This window comes from Chryseobacterium sp. A321 (assembly GCF_054489265.1).
The window spans coordinates 1,938,311-1,957,280 of the sequence record NZ_JBTMWZ010000001.1 but is presented as its reverse complement, the minus strand read 5'-3'; the positions used below and the strand labels follow the sequence as shown (position 1 = coordinate 1,957,280).

Annotated in this window: 15 protein-coding genes; 6 read left to right on the top strand and 9 right to left on the bottom strand. The window is 42.1% G+C overall.

From position 1 onward, the window contains the following. Window positions 1–251: 251 nt before the first annotated feature. Window positions 252–3,038, bottom strand: coding sequence for an excinuclease ABC subunit UvrA (gene uvrA, locus ACX3PZ_RS09135; protein ID WP_459112610.1), 2,787 nt, complete (start codon window positions 3,036–3,038; stop codon window positions 252–254). Between the two features lie 277 nt (window positions 3,039–3,315). On the opposite strand from uvrA, the gene ACX3PZ_RS09130 reads away from it, so the two are divergent. Together ACX3PZ_RS09130 and ACX3PZ_RS09125 are read left to right on the top strand one after the other, a co-directional pair. Beyond that, window positions 3,316–5,124, top strand: a complete 1,809-nt coding sequence (locus ACX3PZ_RS09130) for a TonB-dependent receptor plug domain-containing protein (protein ID WP_459112609.1) — start codon at window positions 3,316–3,318, stop codon at window positions 5,122–5,124. A gap of 33 nt (window positions 5,125–5,157) precedes the next feature. Continuing rightward, window positions 5,158–5,868, top strand: a complete 711-nt coding sequence (locus tag ACX3PZ_RS09125) for a DUF2490 domain-containing protein (protein ID WP_459084105.1) — start codon at window positions 5,158–5,160, stop codon at window positions 5,866–5,868. A gap of 8 nt (window positions 5,869–5,876) precedes the next feature. Here the strand turns inward: ACX3PZ_RS09125 and ACX3PZ_RS09120 are convergent, their stop codons facing one another. Then, window positions 5,877–6,320, bottom strand: coding sequence for a phosphohydrolase (locus ACX3PZ_RS09120; protein ID WP_459084104.1), 444 nt, complete (start codon window positions 6,318–6,320; stop codon window positions 5,877–5,879). A gap of 147 nt (window positions 6,321–6,467) precedes the next feature. On the opposite strand from ACX3PZ_RS09120, the gene ACX3PZ_RS09115 reads away from it, so the two are divergent. Continuing rightward, window positions 6,468–6,779 carry a hypothetical protein gene (locus tag ACX3PZ_RS09115; protein ID WP_459112608.1) on the top strand — a complete coding sequence of 104 codons (312 nt, stop codon included), beginning with the start codon at window positions 6,468–6,470 and terminating at the stop codon, window positions 6,777–6,779. A gap of 22 nt (window positions 6,780–6,801) precedes the next feature. Next, window positions 6,802–8,331, top strand: coding sequence for a SulP family inorganic anion transporter (locus tag ACX3PZ_RS09110; protein ID WP_459084102.1), 1,530 nt, complete (start codon window positions 6,802–6,804; stop codon window positions 8,329–8,331). Window positions 8,332–8,651: 320 nt separating this feature from the next. Here ACX3PZ_RS09110 and ACX3PZ_RS09105 read toward each other — a convergent pair whose 3' ends face one another. From ACX3PZ_RS09105 to ACX3PZ_RS09075, 7 genes are all read right to left on the bottom strand, one after another. Continuing rightward, window positions 8,652–10,442, bottom strand: coding sequence for an acyl-CoA dehydrogenase family protein (locus ACX3PZ_RS09105; RefSeq protein ID WP_459084101.1), 1,791 nt, complete (start codon window positions 10,440–10,442; stop codon window positions 8,652–8,654). 19 nt (window positions 10,443–10,461) lie between these two features. Then, entirely contained in the window at window positions 10,462–11,643 is a 1,182-nt protein-coding gene (locus ACX3PZ_RS09100) for a thiolase family protein (protein ID WP_459084100.1), read from the bottom strand. A 24-nt stretch (window positions 11,644–11,667) separates the two neighbouring features. Further along, on the bottom strand, window positions 11,668–14,061 hold the full coding sequence (locus ACX3PZ_RS09095) for a 3-hydroxyacyl-CoA dehydrogenase/enoyl-CoA hydratase family protein (protein ID WP_459112607.1): 2,394 nt from the start codon (window positions 14,059–14,061) through the stop codon (window positions 11,668–11,670). Then, entirely contained in the window at window positions 14,062–14,517 is a 456-nt protein-coding gene (locus tag ACX3PZ_RS09090; RefSeq protein ID WP_459112606.1) for a MarR family winged helix-turn-helix transcriptional regulator, read from the bottom strand. It lies immediately after the preceding gene. 164 nt (window positions 14,518–14,681) lie between these two features. After that, on the bottom strand, window positions 14,682–15,617 hold the full coding sequence (locus tag ACX3PZ_RS09085; protein WP_459112605.1) for an ABC transporter ATP-binding protein: 936 nt from the start codon (window positions 15,615–15,617) through the stop codon (window positions 14,682–14,684). Then, window positions 15,614–16,609 (bottom strand): iron chelate uptake ABC transporter family permease subunit, encoded by a 996-nt coding sequence (locus ACX3PZ_RS09080; RefSeq protein ID WP_459112604.1) that lies wholly within the window; start codon window positions 16,607–16,609, stop codon window positions 15,614–15,616. Before ACX3PZ_RS09080 ends, ACX3PZ_RS09085 begins: the two co-directional genes overlap by 4 nt. Before the next feature lie 29 nt (window positions 16,610–16,638). Further along, window positions 16,639–17,199 (bottom strand): TlpA disulfide reductase family protein, encoded by a 561-nt coding sequence (locus ACX3PZ_RS09075; protein ID WP_459084095.1) that lies wholly within the window; start codon window positions 17,197–17,199, stop codon window positions 16,639–16,641. A gap of 25 nt (window positions 17,200–17,224) precedes the next feature. Between ACX3PZ_RS09075 and ACX3PZ_RS09070 the strand changes: the two genes are divergently transcribed. Further along, a complete protein-coding gene (locus tag ACX3PZ_RS09070; protein ID WP_459084094.1) occupies window positions 17,225–18,349 on the top strand; it encodes a 2Fe-2S iron-sulfur cluster-binding protein in 1,125 nt (374 codons plus the stop codon). Continuing rightward, window positions 18,346–18,957 carry a SanA/YdcF family protein gene (locus tag ACX3PZ_RS09065; protein WP_459084092.1) on the top strand — a complete coding sequence of 204 codons (612 nt, stop codon included), beginning with the start codon at window positions 18,346–18,348 and terminating at the stop codon, window positions 18,955–18,957. Before ACX3PZ_RS09070 ends, ACX3PZ_RS09065 begins: the two co-directional genes overlap by 4 nt. The last annotated feature ends 13 nt before the right edge of the window (window positions 18,958–18,970 follow it).

The following is an 18,970-nucleotide window of genomic DNA, read 5'->3' as shown; positions in this document are numbered from 1 at the left end:
CATCTCATTTTTTTGATTAAACAACAACAAAAAAGAGAAGCCGACGGTGCTTCTCTCTAGATTTTATCTTCGATATTTGAGGACTTCTACGATGGGAAAATGAATTTTCATTTGATTTTCTTTTTCGAGTACATTTCAAAGATACTTAAAAAAATGAAAGTCCATATGAATAGAATGTTAAGATTCACGTCTTATCCACAAAATTTTGTGGATTAATCTACGGTAACAAATTGTAAATCAGCATGATTTATCTACAGTTTTTCAGCGACATATTCTGCCGTGCGAGACTTTTTGTTTTTTGCAAGTTCCTCTGGTGTGCCTGTAAAAACCAGCTCACCGCCGTGTTTTCCCGCCTCAGGACCGATGTCCACAATGTAATCGGCCGATTTCATAATATCGGGTTGGTGTTCAATGACCATAACCGAATGGCCCAGTTCAATCAAAGCTTGTAGGGAAGTAAGTAGTTTTTGAATGTCATGGAAATGAAGTCCAGTGGAGGGTTCGTCAAAAATAAATAAGGTTTTGTCTGTCGTGTATCCTTTCACAAGGAAGGAGGCCAGTTTAATACGCTGGGCTTCTCCACCGGAAAGAGTAGAGGAACTTTGTCCGAGTTGCAAATAACCAAGACCTACATCTTGGAGCGGTTTTAATTTGGTCACGATTTTGGTTTCCTCGTTGTCTTGGAAAAACGCAAGGGCTTCGTCCACTGTGAGGTGAAGGATGTCTGAAATGTTTTTGTCGTCAAATTTAACTTCGAGAATCTCATTTTTGAACCTCGCGCCTTTGCAAACCTCACATTCAATTTCGATGTCTGCCATAAACTGCATGGAAACGTTGATCACACCTTCTCCTTTGCATTCGTCGCATCGTCCTCCGTCGACGTTGAAGGAGAAATGCTTGGTTTTGTATCCCATCATTTTGGAAAGTTTTTGCTTTGCAAATAACTCTCGAATGTCATCGTAGGCTTTTAGATAGGTAACGGGATTGGATCGGGAAGATTTCCCAATTGGATTTTGATCAATAAGCTCTAGGTTTTTCACTAATTTTTTAGGAAAACTTACACTGTCGTAATCCCCTTGTTTCCCTCCGTGTCCAAGTTGAATTTGAATGTCATTTTTCACAATGTCTTTCATGAGTGTGGATTTTCCACTTCCGGATACCCCAGTAATGACCGTAAGCATCTCAAGGGGTAGATCTACATCCATGTTTTTGAGGTTGTTTTCCCGAGCCCCTCGAACTTTAACATATTCTTTGGGTTCTCTTCTTTTTGCTGGGACTTTAATTTCAAGTCTTCCGGTTAGGTATTTGGAGGTCAAGGTATCTGCGTTTTTGAGAGCAGTAAAATCCCCTGCAAACACGAGTTCTCCTCCTAAGTAGCCTGCCTCTGGACCAATGTCAATGATATAGTCCGCGGCTCGCATGATGTCCTCGTCGTGTTCCACCACAATCACGGTATTGCCTAAATCCCTAAGATTTTTTAGAACATGGATTAAGTTTTGGGTGTCTCTCGAGTGGAGTCCAATAGAAGGCTCATCGAGGATATAAATGGACCCTACGAGGGAGCTTCCAAGGCTCGTGGCTAAATTGATACGCTGACTCTCTCCACCGGAAAGGGTGTTGGAGGTTCGGTTTAAATTTAAGTAGCCTAGTCCTACTTTTAAAAGAAAATCAATTCGAGTTCGAATTTCATAGAGCAATCTTTTGGCCACCTCTTGATCATAAGGGTTTAGTTCAAGAGATTCCATTACCACTTGGAGTTCATCCAAAGGCAGCTCGATTAAGGATTGAATGGAATGAGAGTCTACTTTGACCCACTGAGTTTCTTCTCGAAGTCGTAGCCCTTCGCATGTAGGGCAAAGGGTTTTCCCGCGGTAGCGCGAAAGCATCACACGGTACTGAATTTTGTATAGGTTTTCTTCCACCATCGCAAAGAAGCGATCAATACTAGGGAAGTTTTTAGAACCGTCTCCTTTCCATAAGTAATTCTTTTGCTCTTTGGAGAGTTCATTGTAAGGCTTATGAATCGGGAAGTCTTGTGCTTTTTTAATAAATTCTTTCTTCCATTCGCTCATGCTTTCTCCTCTCCAGCTAGCCACCGCATCTTCGTACAAAGAAAGACTTTTGTTAGGAATCACCAAATCGGGATCAATTCCAATTACTTTTCCGTAGCCCTCACAGGTAGGGCAGGCGCCTAGAGGGTTGTTAAAACTAAAGAAATGAACATTGGGTTCTAGAAATTCAATGCCGTCCAATTCAAATTTATTGGAAAATTCAAAAACTACTTGGGTTTGCGTGTTTTTAAGCGAAAGATTGCCTCTTCCTTCGTAAAAGGCGAGTTGGATTGAATCGGCTAAACGTTGAAGAAAGCTTTCTTCCTCTTGATAGAAAAACCTCTCAATGACTAGATTTACTTCCATTTTAGGCTCAGGAACAAATCCAAAGCTTTCAAGATCCTCAATAGCCACTACATTTCCATCGACCTCAAGTCGGTTGAATCCCGAGAGTTTCAAGGTTTTCAAAACTTCACTGAAATCTGCTTTTGTAAAACGAAGCGGGACACGAAGTAGAAAAGGGGTTTCTTTCTCTTGGGTTTTTAGAAAGTCTATAATGCTTGTCACCGTATCTTTGGTGACCTCGCGGTTCGATACGGGTGAAAAGGTTCTTCCAATTCGCGCAAAGAGCAATTTCAGATAGTCGTAGATCTCCGTGGAAGTACCCACCGTGGATCGAGGATTAGAGGAAATTACCTTTTGTTGAATGGCAATGGAGGGTGCTAGTCCCTTGATGTCGTCAATTTTGGGTTTTTCTAGTTTGCCCAAAAATTGTCTTGCGTAGGAACTTAAACTTTCCACGTACCTCCTTTGACCCTCGGCATAAATGGTGTCAAAGGCAAGAGAAGATTTTCCGCTTCCGGAAACGCCTGTAATCACCACGAGTTTGTTTTTGGGAATCAGGACGTCAATATGTTTGAGATTGTTAAGATGGGCATTTTTGACAAATAGCTCCTTCTTAATATCGATAGCATCAGATGTTTTCATGTTGAAATTCGAGAGCACAAAATTACGCAAAAATATTTGCCTAGTGCGGTGCATTGATGGGAAGAATCTTTGGAACCATTTTCTGAATTAGTGCTCTTATAGGTTTCGCCAATTTAAATTAGAATTTCCATAGATAAATAGTGTAATTATCCTTGTTGTATTGCGAAAAACATAATTATATTTGCCCCTAAAATTGCGCAAAATACTCATCAATAAAGTGTTTTTGGCAATTTATTAGATTATACAATTTTAGATTATTTGTTAAAATTTTACATTTATGAAAAGATCCAGAGTCGCGATTTTCGCCCTTTTTGTTGGGATGTCCCTTTTTGGGCAGAGTCAAGAAACCGAATTAGAGGAAGTTTCTATTGAAGGGAAATTCATGTCACTTTCTTATAAAACTCTCAATGAAAATACGGTGGTAATCACCCGACGGGATATTGAAAGTTCTCCTGCGCAAAGTTTGGATGAAATTCTACAGCAAACCTTAGGGCTTGATGTACAGCGCCGAGGGGTGTCCGGTGTGCAATCGGATGTCTCAATTCGGGGAGGCTCTTTTGAACAAACCCTGATTTTGATTAACGGAATCCGCATGAACGACGCGCAAACTGGACACAATTCCTTTAACATACCTGTGGATCTAGAGAATGTAGAGAGAATTGAAATTGTAAAAGGCCCTGCTGCGCGGCGTTTTGGTAACAATGCATTCGCAGGGGTTGTCAATGTAGTCACAAGGATAAGTGAAAAGGATCATGTTCGAATCAAAGCGGAACTAGGGGACTACTCTTCCTACGGACTCAGCGCAAGTGCTGCGCTAGGAACGGAAAATTTCCGGCATTTACTTCAAACCTCAACAAGTGCCTCAGAGGGCTATCGACACAATACCGATTATAAAATTCAAAATGTTTTTTATCAAAATGAACTTCGTATCCCTGAGGGAAAACTTAAATTTCAAGCAGGATTCACGGAGAGGAAATTTGGAGCCAATGGGTTTTATGCCTCGCCGTTGGCCACGGAACAATACGAAGAAACTCAGGCTTCTGTTGTAAGTATTGGACTGGAGAAAGCCGTGGGGAAGGTCCAGCTTAAATCAAATCTATTTTGGCGAAGAGGTCAAGATCTATACTTATATGATCGCGCCATGCCGCAGGGGTATCGAAATATGCACATTGGCAATACGTACGGGGGCGAAATTAATGTAGGAGTCCCATCAAAACTTGGGTATTCGGGCATTGGAATCGAACTAAGGCAGGAAGATTTAGCGAGTAACAATCTTGGGGGACGAAACCGTTTCTTAGCGCAAGGATTCTTTGAGCATCATTTTTCTTTCTTCGAAGAAAAATTGCAAATAGTCCCTGGAATCACTTGGGCTAATTACTCTGGTGTGGGTTCCTTCTTTTATCCTGGACTTGATCTCGGGTACAATCTTAGCTCTAGGCATAAACTTTATGCAAACGCCGCAAGAGTGCATCGCATCCCAACCTTCACAGACTTGTATTATGTGAGTAAAACCGAGATAGGGAATCCCGATTTAAGTCCTGAAAATGCATTTAGCTATGAGTTTGGATATCGGTATTTGCATAAAGGGATTCTTGCCAAAGCGAGTGTCTTTGGTCGCGAAACGAAGAACGGAATCGACTGGATTAAAAACGAGCCTGCAGATCCATGGGTGGCTCAAAACGTGGGGAATATTTCAACCCTCGGGTTTGAGGCTGAGCTCTCGGTTAGACCGAATCGTTTCGTACAGTCCTATTCCCTAGGCTATACCTATTTAAATCAAGAACTTGACACGAAGGCAGAGCTTTCCAAATACGTACTCGATCATCAGCGTCATCAGCTAATCGGAAAACTTGAAAATCGCTTGACAAAGCATCTTACCACTGAATGGGTTTACCGTTTTCAATCGAGAGCAGACGGATATAGCTATCACCTCCTAGATGCGAAACTGCAATACGAGCTCTCAAAGGTGGAACTTTTTCTTCTGTTGCAGAACTTAACCAATACGCAGTACCACGAGGCCTTCGGCGTACCTATGCCGGGTCGCTATTTTCAAATAGGAGCAAGTGTGAGACTTGATTTCAAATAAAAGAATTAAACAAAAAAACGTACTTTTGCATCCATGAAAAAAATATCCATTTTCCTTGCTTTTTTCTGGGCAGTTCTTCATAGTGCGCAGCTTTCGAGCTACAATTCGATGAGCCTTAATTACAAATTCCACCCGAAATTCTTTATTTTCGGAGAAATTCAACTAAGAGGAATTGAGGATTTTTCGTATCCTGACTACTATGAGGTTAAAGGAGGGTTAGGGTATAATTTAACTTCCAATCATAAACCTTTGCTTGGAATTGGAAGGTATGCCACTTATTCAGAGCATAATTTGGACAAAGAAGAATTTAGAATTTGGTTGCAGGACGTGGTGAACGTGCAAAAAGGAGTCGTCAAGTTTGAAAATAGAGTGCGAGCGGAGAAAAGTTGGTTTTACGAACCCGACGTAGATAAGAAAAGCGGCAGAACAAGATTTCGTTACCGTTTAAACGTTTCGGTTCCCTTAAATAAAAAGAAGATTGAGCCGGGAACTATTTCTGTGAACGCTTACAACGAGGTCTTTTTTACGCCTTCAAAAACAGAACATGCCTTCTCTCGAAATCGTTTGTATAGTGGTCTAGGGTATCAGATTGACGAAACCATTGGGCTAGCAGGCGGTTATTTGTGGCAAAGAGAATTTGCCTCCAAGGGGAATAAAAATATAAATTTTATTTATTTCGCGCTTAATTTTAATATCGATTCCACGGACGACGAAAAAGACTATAGTTTCCCAAGTGCGGATTAACTTTCCGTTTAGTATTTCGCAATTAAATACCGGTACGCATTATGGTACTTTTGAAGTCTCTTGAAATCGTGAGAACTAAGTTCATCCGGATACCGGGCAAGATCCATATTGTCTCTTAAATCATTTAGTTTGACAGAAATGGCAAGTGAAGAGGCTTCAATTCTTAAAATAAAGTCGCTATAACTTTCTTCGGGATCCATTTTGCTTAAGCATTTTACGGCAAAGAGAATGTCGTTTGGAAACCCAACACTTTCAAGATATTCCAAATTGTATTCTGGGCAGTCTTCGACCACATCGTGAAGAGCACCAACAATTTTTTCGTCGAGTGTGCGACCCGCAGCGGAGACTCTTAAAACATGGGCTATGTAAGGAGCGTGATAGCGGTCGGTTTGACCTTTGTGCGCTTTGTTCGCAATCTTAATTGCTTTGTGTAATAATTCTTGTTTTGTCATATAAGAAAAGGTTCCGAAAAGTAAAATTAACTATTATTTTGGTTTTGAACAAAAACTAATTGTGTCATTTTTTCTTGAAAAAGTAGGAGCAAGGGTCCTTAAATTAAATCTTATTAAGTAGTTTTGAACTCGAAAACGAATTTACTTATGAGTTTATCGCCGGAAGGCCAAATAATATTTAATAAGCTTTGTCAAGAATTAAGCATGGATGGGTTTAAACGACTTAGCGAAACTTCGTTTTACCAAGTGGTAAGCCGCATTCGGGTTTCGCTAGTGGACAATGCGCTTTTTGTGGAACAAAACGGAAAATGCTATAGCATTATACCGGAAACCCAATGGGCTGCGCTGAGCTCAGGGATGGAACCTATTCTTTTCAAACTAAAACTCATGCTCGTCTATGGACTAAGGTCGGAAATGGAAAGGGTGAGTAGTCTTTTTTCTCAGATTTTTTTAAATTAGTCTCTACCCATAGAACGCGCGTATGGAGAAAGTAATCAATCTCTTTGATTTTCGTAAAAAAATTAATTTCAAAAATGAACTTTTCGCCGGTCTCACCGTCGCCATGACGATGATTCCGGAATCGCTTTCCTTTGCCATCTTAGCCGGACTTTCTCCTTTAACTGGACTCTATGCGGCTTTCTTGATGGGACTCGTAACGGCGGTTCTCGGTGGAAGACCTGGAATGGTTTCAGGGGGAGCAGGGGCCACCGTTGTTGTGCTCATGGCCCTTGCAAGTTCGCACGGCGTCGAGTATCTTTTTGCAGCTGTGGTCTTAGGAGGTTTTATTCAGATTTTAGTCGGCGTATTAAAATTAGGGAAATTAGTCCGCCTAATTCCGCAGCCTGTCATGTATGGGTTTTTGAATGGACTTGCCATTATCATTTTCATGGCTCAACTCTCGCAGTTTAAGGTTTTCCAAAACGGAACGGAAAGTTGGTTAGAAGGCTCGGCCCTTTACCTAATGGTATTTCTAACTCTTCTTACGATCGCCATTGTGTATGTGCTTCCAAAATTCACAAAAGTAGTTCCCTCTTCTCTGGTGGCCATTGTGGTGGTTTTTGCCCTGGTGTACTTTCTAGGAATCGACACTCGGCAAGTTCAAGACATTGCATCGGTTAGTGGTTCGTTTCCCAAATTTCATGTGCCAAATGTCGCTTTTACTTACGAAACACTTCAAGTTGTTTTTCCCTACGCTTTGGTCATGGCCGGTGTAGGATTAATCGAGAGTCTTTTAACCTTAAACATGGTGGATGAAATCACGGCCACAAAAGGAAACTCCAACAAAGAAGCCGTGGCGCAAGGTGTTGCAAATGTCACCAATGGATTCTTTGGTGCTATGGGGGGCTGCGCGATGGTAGCTCAAACCATGGTGAATCTTGGTGCAGGAGGGCGCACACGAATTTCAGCGATCATTGGATCGCTAAGCATTCTACTAATTATTCTCGTGGCGGGTCCTGTAATCGATCAAATTCCTATGGCTGCTTTGGTGGGAGTGATGATGATGGTGGCCATTGGAACTTTTGAATGGGCCAGTTTTCGTATTATTCGTAAAATGCCAAAAGCCGATATTTTGATCGGCGTGTTAGTGGCCCTAATCATAGTCATTAGTCATAATTTGGCATTGGCCGTTTTGATCGGTGTCATACTTGCGGCACTGGTATTTTCCTGGGAAAGTGCAAAACGAATTCGAGCCCGTAAATTTCTTGATAAGGAGGGTGTGAAACATTATGAAATCTACGGCCCACTTTTCTTTGGCTCAACCACGGCATTTCTCGAGAAATTTGATCCCGCAGGGGATCCTTTAAAAGTGGTGGTCGATTTTAAAGAAAGCAAAGTGGTGGATATGTCCGCAATCGATGCACTCAATAAATTGACCCAGCGCTATTCTAAACAAGGCAAAATCGTTCACTTAAAGCATCTAAGTCCGGATTGTCGAAAGTTATTAAGCAATGCGGATGCGGTAATTGACATTCATATTCTAGAGGATCCATCCTACGTGGTTATGAAATAGACTTTGTTCTTACTAATAATGGAACCGAACAGAAGGAGGTCTATTTGCAAGGATTTTGAAGTAATAGGGTAGGCTAAAAACACGGTAATATGCAATGCTATTTTATTCTAAATTCAAATTTTTCACTTTAATTCTTCTTACCAAGTTAATACCTAAAAAGGTAATTAAATTTTATACTTAGAGACCGTACTGTTTTTTGGAGGAGCTTACCCATAGAAGGCTACGCCGTAGATGGAACGGGTAAAACCAGAGATATAAAAGTAAGTAGCCGCCCCAATACGGAGGCGGCTACTACAATTTTCGAAAAGGATAACTCGTTTTTAGTAAGCTCCTTTGTCAATGAAGTGCGCCGCAATTTTCTCGGTTAACTCCACAACATTTGGTGTGTTTGTGTATTTTGTAAATCGTCTAAGCCCTGAAAGCATCATACGCTGTTCGTCACCTTCTGCAAACGAAACAATTCCTTCTTTTGCAGCTACGATGGTCTTTTCTACGGCTTTGTAAAGATTTAGTCTAGCCATGCTCGCTTCTACAGAATCGCTTGCAAAATGCTTTTCAGCTCGTAGAATAGCGGATTCAGCGATGTATATCTGGTTTAAGATTTCAGAGGCATTCAGAAGCAAGTGCTGTTGGTTTTCGATCTCCGTCATGTATTTTTGAAGAGCAGCTCCTGAAACCATTAAAAAGACTTTCTTTAAGTTATGAAGCACCGCTTTTTCTTCTGACATATATTCGGAGAAATCGGGAACCTCAAACGATGGAATTCCCATGAGTTCTTTTCCGATAGCCATGGCAGGGTTGAGCAAATCAAGTTCGCCTTTCATTGCTTTTTTGATAAGCATCCCTACGGCCAGTAGACGGTTGATTTCATTCGTACCCTCGTAGATTCTACCGATACGGGAATCACGCCATGCCGCTTCCATTGGTGTGTCTTCGGAGAAGCCCATTCCACCGTATATCTGAATTCCTTCGTCGGCGATGTGTTGAGTTAAATCCGAAATGTAAACCTTCAAGATAGAACATTCTACGGCAAACTCTTCTAAAGCTTTTAATTCCGCTTTCTGGTGGTCCATTCCAGAGGCGGCATTCTCTTTAATTTTGTCCTCTACATTTTTCGCTGCGCGGTACGCGGCGGCCTCAGAAACAAAAATACCCGTAGTCATTTCTGCTATTTTTTTACGAATAGCTCCAAAGGTAGAAATCGATACGCCGAACTGCTTTCTTTCCTTTGCATACGCAATAGAAAGATTCGTAATGCGTCTTTGTCCATCTAAATTGGCAGCACCTAATTTGATACGCCCTGCATTAAGTGCGTTTAGGGCAATTTTAAATCCATTGTTTCTTTCTCCCAGTAAATTCTCTACAGGAACTTTCATTTCATTGAAAAAGACCTGACGAGTCGAAGAGGAGCGAATTCCTAGTTTGTGTTCTTCTTCTCCCAAAGTAAGACTTTCTGGATTTTCTAGTTCGGATCGATTGATCACAAAGCCGGTGATGTTTTTATCGTCTTCAATTTTGGCAAAAAAAGTAAAAGTATCCGCAAAACCTGCATTCGATATCCACATTTTTTGTCCTGTCACAAGATAATGAGTTCCGTCTGCGGAGAGCTTTGCTCTAGTTTTGCCCGAATTAGCATCTGATCCGGCGTCCGGTTCTGTCAAACAGTAAGCACCAAATTTTTCTCCCGTAGCGAGAGCCGGTAAGTATTTTTGTTTTTGCTCCTCCGTTCCATAGAGTAGGATAGGAAGGGTTCCAATTCCGGTATGAGCACCGTAGGCAGTGGCCAAAGAACCGTTTGAACCTGAGACCACATCGCAGACAAGCATCGTGGTGACAAAGCCCATTTCAAGTCCCCCGTACACCTCGGGAACGGCAATTCCTAAAGCTCCAAGTTCTCCAAGTTGTTTCATACACTCCTCAGTCAGAGCATAATCTTTCTTCTCAAATCGTTCTCTTTTTGTGTCGACCTCGCGCTCCATGTATTCCTTTAGCGAATCGCGTAGCATTTTTTGTTCTTCAGACAGTTCCTCTAGTGAGAAAATTTCTTCTGCTGGGATGTCCTTGATTAGGAATTCACCCCCTTTTATTGTGCGGTTTTCAGTATCGCTCATTGTTTTTACTTTTTATTCGTTATAGTATTTCAAAAATAGAGGCTGCGCCCTGTCCGGTTCCTACGCACATGGTCACCATTCCGTATTTACCTCCTCGGGCTTTCATTTCGTTCATTAGTTGCACGGTAAGTTTCGTTCCTGTGCAACCAAGCGGGTGTCCAAGTGCAATGGCTCCACCGTTGACATTTAAAATGTCTGGATTTAGATCCAGTTCTTTAATTAGTGCAACGGATTGAGAAGCGAAAGCTTCGTTCAGTTCAATAAGGTCCATGTCTTGTAAGGAAAGACCTGCCTGCTTTAAGGCTTTTGGAACCGCGTACAAAGGACCCATCCCCATGATTCTTGGTTCTAACCCCGCGGCCGCGTAGGCCACCAATCTCGCTTGAGGTTCAAGACCAAGTTCTTTTACCATGTCTTCTGACATAACCATCACGAAGGCAGCTCCGTCAGACATTTGAGATGAATTTCCTGCCGTGACACTACCTCCGTTAGCGAAAACAGGGCGAAGTCTAGCAAGTCCTTCCATGGAAGTGTCCTTTCGTGGACCCTCGTCTTGTTTGAAATCAAACTTTTTGGTTTGCACCTTTTGGTTCTCATCCAAAAAAGTATACTCGACGGGCAAAGGAACTATCTGACTTTCAAATTTCCCTTCGGCCAGTGCATTGAGCGCTTTTTGATGCGAACGGAATGAAAACTCATCTTGCTGCTCACGAGAAATGTTAAATTGAGTGGCTACCGCTTCTGCCGTGTAGCCCATTCCCCAATAGTAATCCGGATTGGCTTTGGCCATGTCAGCTTCAGGCACAGGCTTGTAGCCTCCCATCGGAATGTAACTCATACTTTCCGTACCTCCTGCGATAATGCAATCGGCCATACCGGCCTGGATTTTAGCACTTGCAATAGCAATGGCTTCTGAACCCGAGGCGCAGTAGCGATTGACTGTCACTCCAGGTACCTTTTCGGTGTTAAGTCCCATGAGGGAAATCAAACGAGCGACATTTAACCCTTGTTCCGCTTCAGGCATGGCATTTCCTACGATTAAATCGTCGATTCTGTTTTTGTCTAAACCGGGCAATTCTGCCATTAGTTTTTCAATTACTCTTGCGGCCATCACGTCGGGTCTTGTGAACCTCAGACTTCCTTTGGGCGCTTTTCCTACGGCTGTTCTATAGCCTTTTACGATATATGCTGCTTTTGACATTTTTTTGTTCTTTAAGATGAAAGATTAATTACGAAGTGGTTTCCCTTTTTGTAACATATACTGGATACGCTCAAGCGTTTTGCGTTCCCCACAGAGCTGTAGGAAGGTCTCACGTTCCAGGTTTAAGAGGTACTGCTCACTCACGGCTGTAGGTTCAGAAAGGTTTCCTCCGACCATCACGTAACCTAATTTGTCCGCAATCTTTTTATCGTGCTCTGAAATATAACGTCCTGCAAGCATTTGGTCGGTCCCTACGTAGAACATTCCGAGGGCATCTTTTCCAAGCACCGTTACCGTTTGTTCAATTGGCTGAGTATAGCCCTGCTCGGCAAGAAGCAGAGCGACTTTTTTCGCTTCCTTGATTTGTCGGTTTTTGTCTACCACCACAAGGTCTTTGTGAGGTTCTAAAATTCCCATATCATAGGCTTCGTACGCAGAAGTGGCTACTTTTCCCATAGCGATGTTCATAAAGACATCGCGCAGACGGTTTGTTTTCACATCGTCTTTGCTGAATTCTTTTGAGGTTCTTAAAGTGAACTCTTTGGTTCCACCTCCGCCAGGGATTACACCGACTCCTGTTTCCACAAGACCGATGTAGGTTTCTGCTGCCGCGACCACTCGGTCCGCGTGCATGGTCATTTCACATCCACCACCAAGGGTCATCCCATGGGGAGCAACCACGACGGGAACACTGGAATAGCGAACTCTCATCATGGATTTTTGGAAGTACGCAATGGCCATATTCAAATCGTCCCAATCTTGTTCGATAGCCATCATTAGGATCATAGCTAGATTGGCTCCCACAGAAAAATTCGTCCCCTGGTTACCCACTACGAGGGCTTCGTAGTCTTTCTCCGCTAATTCAATGGCGCGGTTTAGTCCGTCCAGAACTTCGCCTCCTAAGGAATTCATTTTTGACCGGATTTCAAAATTGATTACTCCGTCCCCCAAATCTACAATCGCCGATCCTGAATTGCTCCAAAGCGTTTTTTCTTTTCGGATGTTGTCAAGGATAATAAAGGATTCTTGTCCTGGGACTCCTTTGTAAGATTCATTTTCTTGCGTATAGAACTGTTTGTGTCCTTGGCCGTCGACTTGGTAAAATGACTTGACATTTTGAACCCAAGGAGCGACTTCATATCCTGCTTCTTTTGCAAGGGCTGCCCCTTTTTCTACGCCAATGGCATCCCAAATCTCAAACGGACCGTTTTCCCATCCAAACCCGGCTCTCATGGCATCGTCAATTTTATATAGATCGTCCGAAATCTCTGGAATTTTATGAGAAACATAAGCGAATAGGGAACCGAAGGATTTTCGGTACAATTCAGCTGCTTTGTCTTTTCCGCCAATTAAGACTTTAAATCGGTCAATGGGGCGGTCAATTGCTTTGGTGAGTTCAAGGGTCGGGAAACTGGATTTTGCTTGCGCTTCGTACTCCATGGTTTGGAGGTTTAAGCCTAGGATTTCTGAGGAACCGTCCTGATTTTTTACTTTTTTGAAGAAGCCTTGGCCGGATTTGGATCCTAACCACTGATTCTGCATCATCGTTTCAATGTAGGGAGGAAGTTGAAAAACATCGTTGAAATTGTTCGGTTCCACTCCACTTTGGTGAACGCCTTTCGCCACATGCACTAAGGTATCTAACCCGACAACATCCGCAGTTCGAAAGGTCGCAGATTTAGGTCGACCGATGACAGGCCCTGTTAGTTTATCAATGTCTGTAACGTTTAAACCTAGTTCGCTGACCGAATGAAGTAAGTTCATGATGGAGAAGACTCCAATACGGTTGGCGATAAAGGCAGGAGTGTCTTTTGCAAGAACAGTCGTTTTGCCTAAGTATTTCGCGCCATACTCCATGTAAAAATCAAGTACATCGCTCTGGGTATCCTTTGTAGGAATAATTTCAAGTAGAGGTAAATAACGCACAGGGTTAAAGAAATGGGTGCCTGCGAAATGCGCTTTGAAATCCTCGGAACGACCCTCAGCCAAAAGGTTGATAGGAATACCCGAAGTATTGCTTGAAATCAGAGTTCCTTTTTTTCTGTGCTGTTCGATTTTCTCGTAGACCGAACGCTTGATGTCAATGCGTTCCACAACCACTTCAATAATCCAATCGGTGGATTTAATCTTTTCTAAATCGTCCTCAAAATTACCCGTTTTAATTCGGGAGGCGAATTTAGGGGAATACAATAAAGCGGGGTTTGATTTTTTAAGTTTTTCTAAATTTTCGTTCGCAATGCGATTACGTACAGCTTTACTCTCTAGGCTAAGGCCCTTTTTTTGTTCTGCGGCATTGAGTTCATTTGGAACAATGTCTAACAGCAGGACTTCGACGCCAATGTTGGCGAAATGCGCTGCGATGCCAGATCCCATAATTCCAGATCCAAGTACGCTCACGTGTTTGATTCTGCGTTTCATTTATTTCTTTTTATTGTTTAATTGCTTAGCGGTTCGTAGGATGGTGGACATCACTTCTCGAAAAACATCGAGTTTTTCCTTGTCTACTGTATCCACGATAATCTGATTGAAGTTAAGAACGACATCTTTCGAAATGTCCCGGTGTTGAAGTCCTTTCTCCGTGAGTTTAATAATTACTTCACGCTTGTCGTGCTGCGTCTTTTCTTTGTATATATACCCGTTGTCTTCTAAAAGCTTCACGATTCGAGTGAGGGAAGTGGGCTCAATTGCCATTTTGGGTCCCAAATTCGTGCTTCGGGTGCCGTCTTTGGGATCTATTTTGAGTAAAGTGAGTGCCTGCACTGCGGTGGAGTCGTATTCGGAAGCCATGTCTGAATACATCTTGGAAACTGCGAGCCATGTGGACTTTAAGATCAAATCTATGTTGTCGGATTTCTCCTTTGAGGTCGTTCTCATTGTATTTGCGATTGGGTTATTTCAAATATAGAAAATCTTATGCATGCATAGTATATTTTAAATGTTAATCTTTTGTTAATTGTTGATTATCAAGTATTTAAAAAGTATGAATTGCATAATACTATGCATGCATAGTATTAGAGAGCAGTATGTAATAGGCTGATTTATAGCAAGGTAGATAGAAGCCGCTGCAAATCTTCGTAGGAGGACAAGGTCCACTTTTTTTCCCTGAAATAGACTTGCCAATGGCCCTCGGAGCGGAGAAACTTAAAATTAGAAAAATCGCTTTGAAAATGCTTTTGCAAAAAAGAGTAGAGTAGCTCCTTTTCAAGTGGGCCTGCTTCTATCTCCGGAGGAACAAAGCCTTGGTTTAAATCAAAGAGAAGAGGACGGATGAGTTCTTGATGCTGAGAGAGTAGATCCTCAGAAACGCCGCTGTAAAATTGAGAATCTTTGATGAGCCAAATTTTGTCTGCAAATTCTTTAGCCAACCGAAAATCATGAGAGGAGAAAAGTATTAGCTTCCCGTAAGTCTTTGCAAGATCTCTTAATAGTTTCAAGATCATGATCTTGTTGAGTTCATCCAAATGCGCCGTAGGCTCATCGAGCAAAATAAAAGGCGAGTTCTGGCAAAAAGCTCTCGCGATGTATGCTTTTTGAAGATTGCCTTCCGAGAGCTGCGAGAGCAAATGATGCTGGTAGGATCCAAGTCCCAGCTTGTCTATAATATCCTGCACCTCTGCTTGGTGAGATTTGCTTAGTTTAATGTAGTAGGGATAGTAAATGTATTTCCCTAAGGCCACAAGGTCATAGAGAGTAAGCTGAGGAGGTACGCTTGACTTGGAAAACACCACGGCGGTATGGTGAGCCTTTTGCACAGAACTTAAATTTTTTAAGTTCTTGCCCTCCATGAGGATGCTTCCTTCAAGAAGAGGTATTTGTCCTAAGAGCGAACGCATTAAAGTGGTTTTTCCCACTCCGTTATTTCCTACCAAGAGAACCACTTCTCCTTGAAAAAGAGTAGCATTTACCTTTGAAATCAGCGGAAATTTATAGCCGATGGAGACGTTTTTTAATTCTATGTAAGGACTTAGGCTCATGAGGAAGTTCTCGGTTTTAGAAGCATAAGCAAGATTACTGGAATCCCAAAGAGCGAAGTAATCACATTAATAGGAAAGAGTGTAAGCTCACTTATACTGGAGAAAATTAGCATGATAAGAACTCCAATTAGCATATTTAAAATCCATTGGTGCCATAGTTTAGCAGGATTCCAAAGCATCCTTGAAAAATGAGGTACGACAATTCCTATAAATAGTATAGGGCCAAGAAAGGCCGTCACGCTCGCAGACAAAAGAGACGAAGCAAAAATCACGAGGTATTTTAAATGGTTCAGGTTGACCCCGAGACTTTGAGCGTATGGGAGTCCAAGAGAACTGCCTATCAAAGGTTTAATGGCTCGAAAACTCACCCCTAACCCTAGGATTACAAAGAAAGCGAGAACCAGAAGTTGATTTTGATTGACTTGATTGTTTGCCCCAAAGCTCCAAAGGATGTAGTTTTTCAAACTTTGATTGTCCGCATAAACTTGGAGAACTGAGACCACTGCTCCTGCCAAGGCAGAAATCAGGAACCCAAAAATAATTAAGAAAGAAGGGTCCTCAAAGCGCTTAGAGATAAGCATTAGAATGAGCATCAAAAGAAAGCTTCCCACAATGGCTGTGAGTGAAATAAAGCCGTTTTGTAAGAATTCAGGAACTTCTAGATCGTACGAAAGAAAAATATAAAGCGCAACGCTCAAACTAGCCACCGAACTGATTCCAAGAACGGAAGGACCCGCAAGAGGATTTTGAAAGTATTCTTGAAGTAAAAACCCCGCGGTGGGAATGCTTACTCCCGCCAAAATCATAACCAAAACCCGATGGATTCGAAGAGAAGCAATGCTTTGGTTGGGAGTCGAGAAAAAGAAGTCCTGCCACGATAAATCCAAATACCCAATGCTTAAATTGCTTCCCACTCCCACAAAAGCGAGCACAACAAGCAGCAGACATAAAGTCTTAAAATTTAGGGACTGTTTTCGCAGGAGGGATTTCAATTGGGTTCGTTTCGTAAAAGGATGCCGTGTTACTTGATGGTAAAGGCAGAAAACTGCTCTTGCATATGCTCTTGGGTCATCATTCCGACAATTTCTTTCTTTTGGGTTCCCTGACGGAACTGAGTGAAAGGAATAGAGGCTCCTTCCCATGACTCAAAGTTGGATCTGAAAAAATCTTCACCCAAAGCCTGGCCGTCTAGTAAAACAATCTTGTCTAAGATTTGATACTTGTCTCCAAATTCCGGGACTTTGGTGTTCCAATCGGATTTTTCATCAAGACTCACAAAGGTGAATTTTACTTTTTTCCCCTCAAGTTCTTTGATTTTATCTTGGAAGTGAGGCATTTCTTTTACGCACGGTCCACACCAAGTGGCAAAGAAATTCGTTACATAGAGCGTGTCGTTTGAAAGCTTAAGCGATTCACTAAAGGCCTGAGGAGTAACTTCTTTAATGCTGGCTACCGCTTGGGTTTGCGCGCCCGCAGAATCCGCGGCAGTCCTAGAAGAGAGATCTGCATCGCTCACGGTGGTTTCTTTTTTACAGGCTACTAAGCTTAGGGATACTACAAGTAGGAGGCAAATTCTTTTCATAATTTTTCTTAGTTTTGTTACACCTATGGAATCAACTTTACAGAAAGTCAAAAAGGGTGTGTTTCACCCGCTAAAAATAACGAAAAAACAACAACTTACCAAAAGTACTTTTTCCTTGGAACTGGAAATCCCGACGGAATTACAATCAAATTTTGAATTTCTTGCAGGGCAGTATGTGACCCTTGAGTATGAGCATAAGGGAGAGAAGTACCTGAACGATTATTCCATGACCGGAATGAGCGGAGGGTCTTTTTTAACTCTAGGAATTAAAGTAAACGATGAGCTGAGTTCCACAAGTAGTTTGATTCATGCGCATCCCGTGGGAAGTTATTTGGAGGTGTCCGAGCCTAAAGGACGCTTTACGATTGTCTCAAAACCTCATGAGTTTAGAACCATTGTGGCCTTCGCAGCGGGCATTGGAATTACTCCGATCCTAAGTCATTTCAAAACCCTGCTGAAAACAGAGCCGCGCACGCGCCTTTTTCTCTTTTATGGCAATAAAACAAGAAAAGACGTTGCATTCAAAGAGGAAATTGATGCCTTGGAAATGGAAAACAGAGAGCGCTTTAGCGTTCACTATTTTTATTCGAGGGAAAAGCTTGGAAATGCTTTTTTGGAAGGAAGACTGGATGCGAAAAAAGTGCATTTAATCATTAATCAAGTGATGATGATCGATGATACGGACGAAGAATCTACCCTTTGGGATGCGGTGGATCACGTGCTCATCTGTGGAAAGGGGGAAATGATTAAATCCATCGCTAGAGCCTGTTACGAGAACGGGATTCCCAAGAAGCAAATCCATTTTGAACTCTTTGAATCCTATAACGAAGATATCTACCCGGTCGAGGTGGAGCTGCCGCATATTAGTCCCGTCCATGTTAAATTTCTGTACAATGGGCAGTGGCACGAAACCGATTTGGATTCCAACAAAAACAAACTTCTGCAAAGTCTATCCGTTCAAAATTTCGAGCTACCTTTTTCTTGTAAATCGGGAATTTGTGGGTCGTGTCAATGCAAGTTAGTGGAAGGAGAAGTCGAACTTCTTGAGAACGAATATTTAACCCAAAGCGAAGAGTCCAGAGGGCAAATATTAGCCTGTATGTCTTACGCGTTAAAAGAAAAAATTGTCTTAGATTTCGATCAACTTTGAGAGGCGCTTTAAACATATTGAAAATTTTGCTTCGAGTCTTAGAACTTGCCGTTCTAGTGATGATGTTTGCCAATGTTTGGGTTTTTGCCCTAACCAATGGGAGAACCTATACCAAAATTTCAAAAATTCCACCTCGCAACTCCGCCCTGGTCTTAGGGACTTCACCTAAAACCATGAGCGGCAATGCCAATCCCTATTTTATTGCAAGAATGGAGGCGGCTGCCCTTTTGTACCATCACGGCAAGATCAAACGGATTATTGTGAGTGGCGAGAAAAGCAGAGGCTACGATGAGCCTACCGCGATGAAGAACTTTCTTGTATATCAAGAAGGAGTCCCTGCAAATATTATTCTAAAAGATTCCAAAGGGCTGAGCACCAAAGAGAGTATCGATCGATGCAAAGAACTTTATTTAGAAAGCAATGTGATTATTGTTTCACAAGGGTTCCACAATTTTAGAGCTTTGTTTTTTGCTAGAAATATGAAAATGAATGCCCTGGGTTTTGATGCGCAAGATATATCCAGACCCGAAAGCTTTTACCGAAACCAAATGCGAGAGTTTTTCGCTCGGGTTCTTGCCGTGGTGCATTATGTATTTGGAATTGGCTAAGGAGATAGGGACA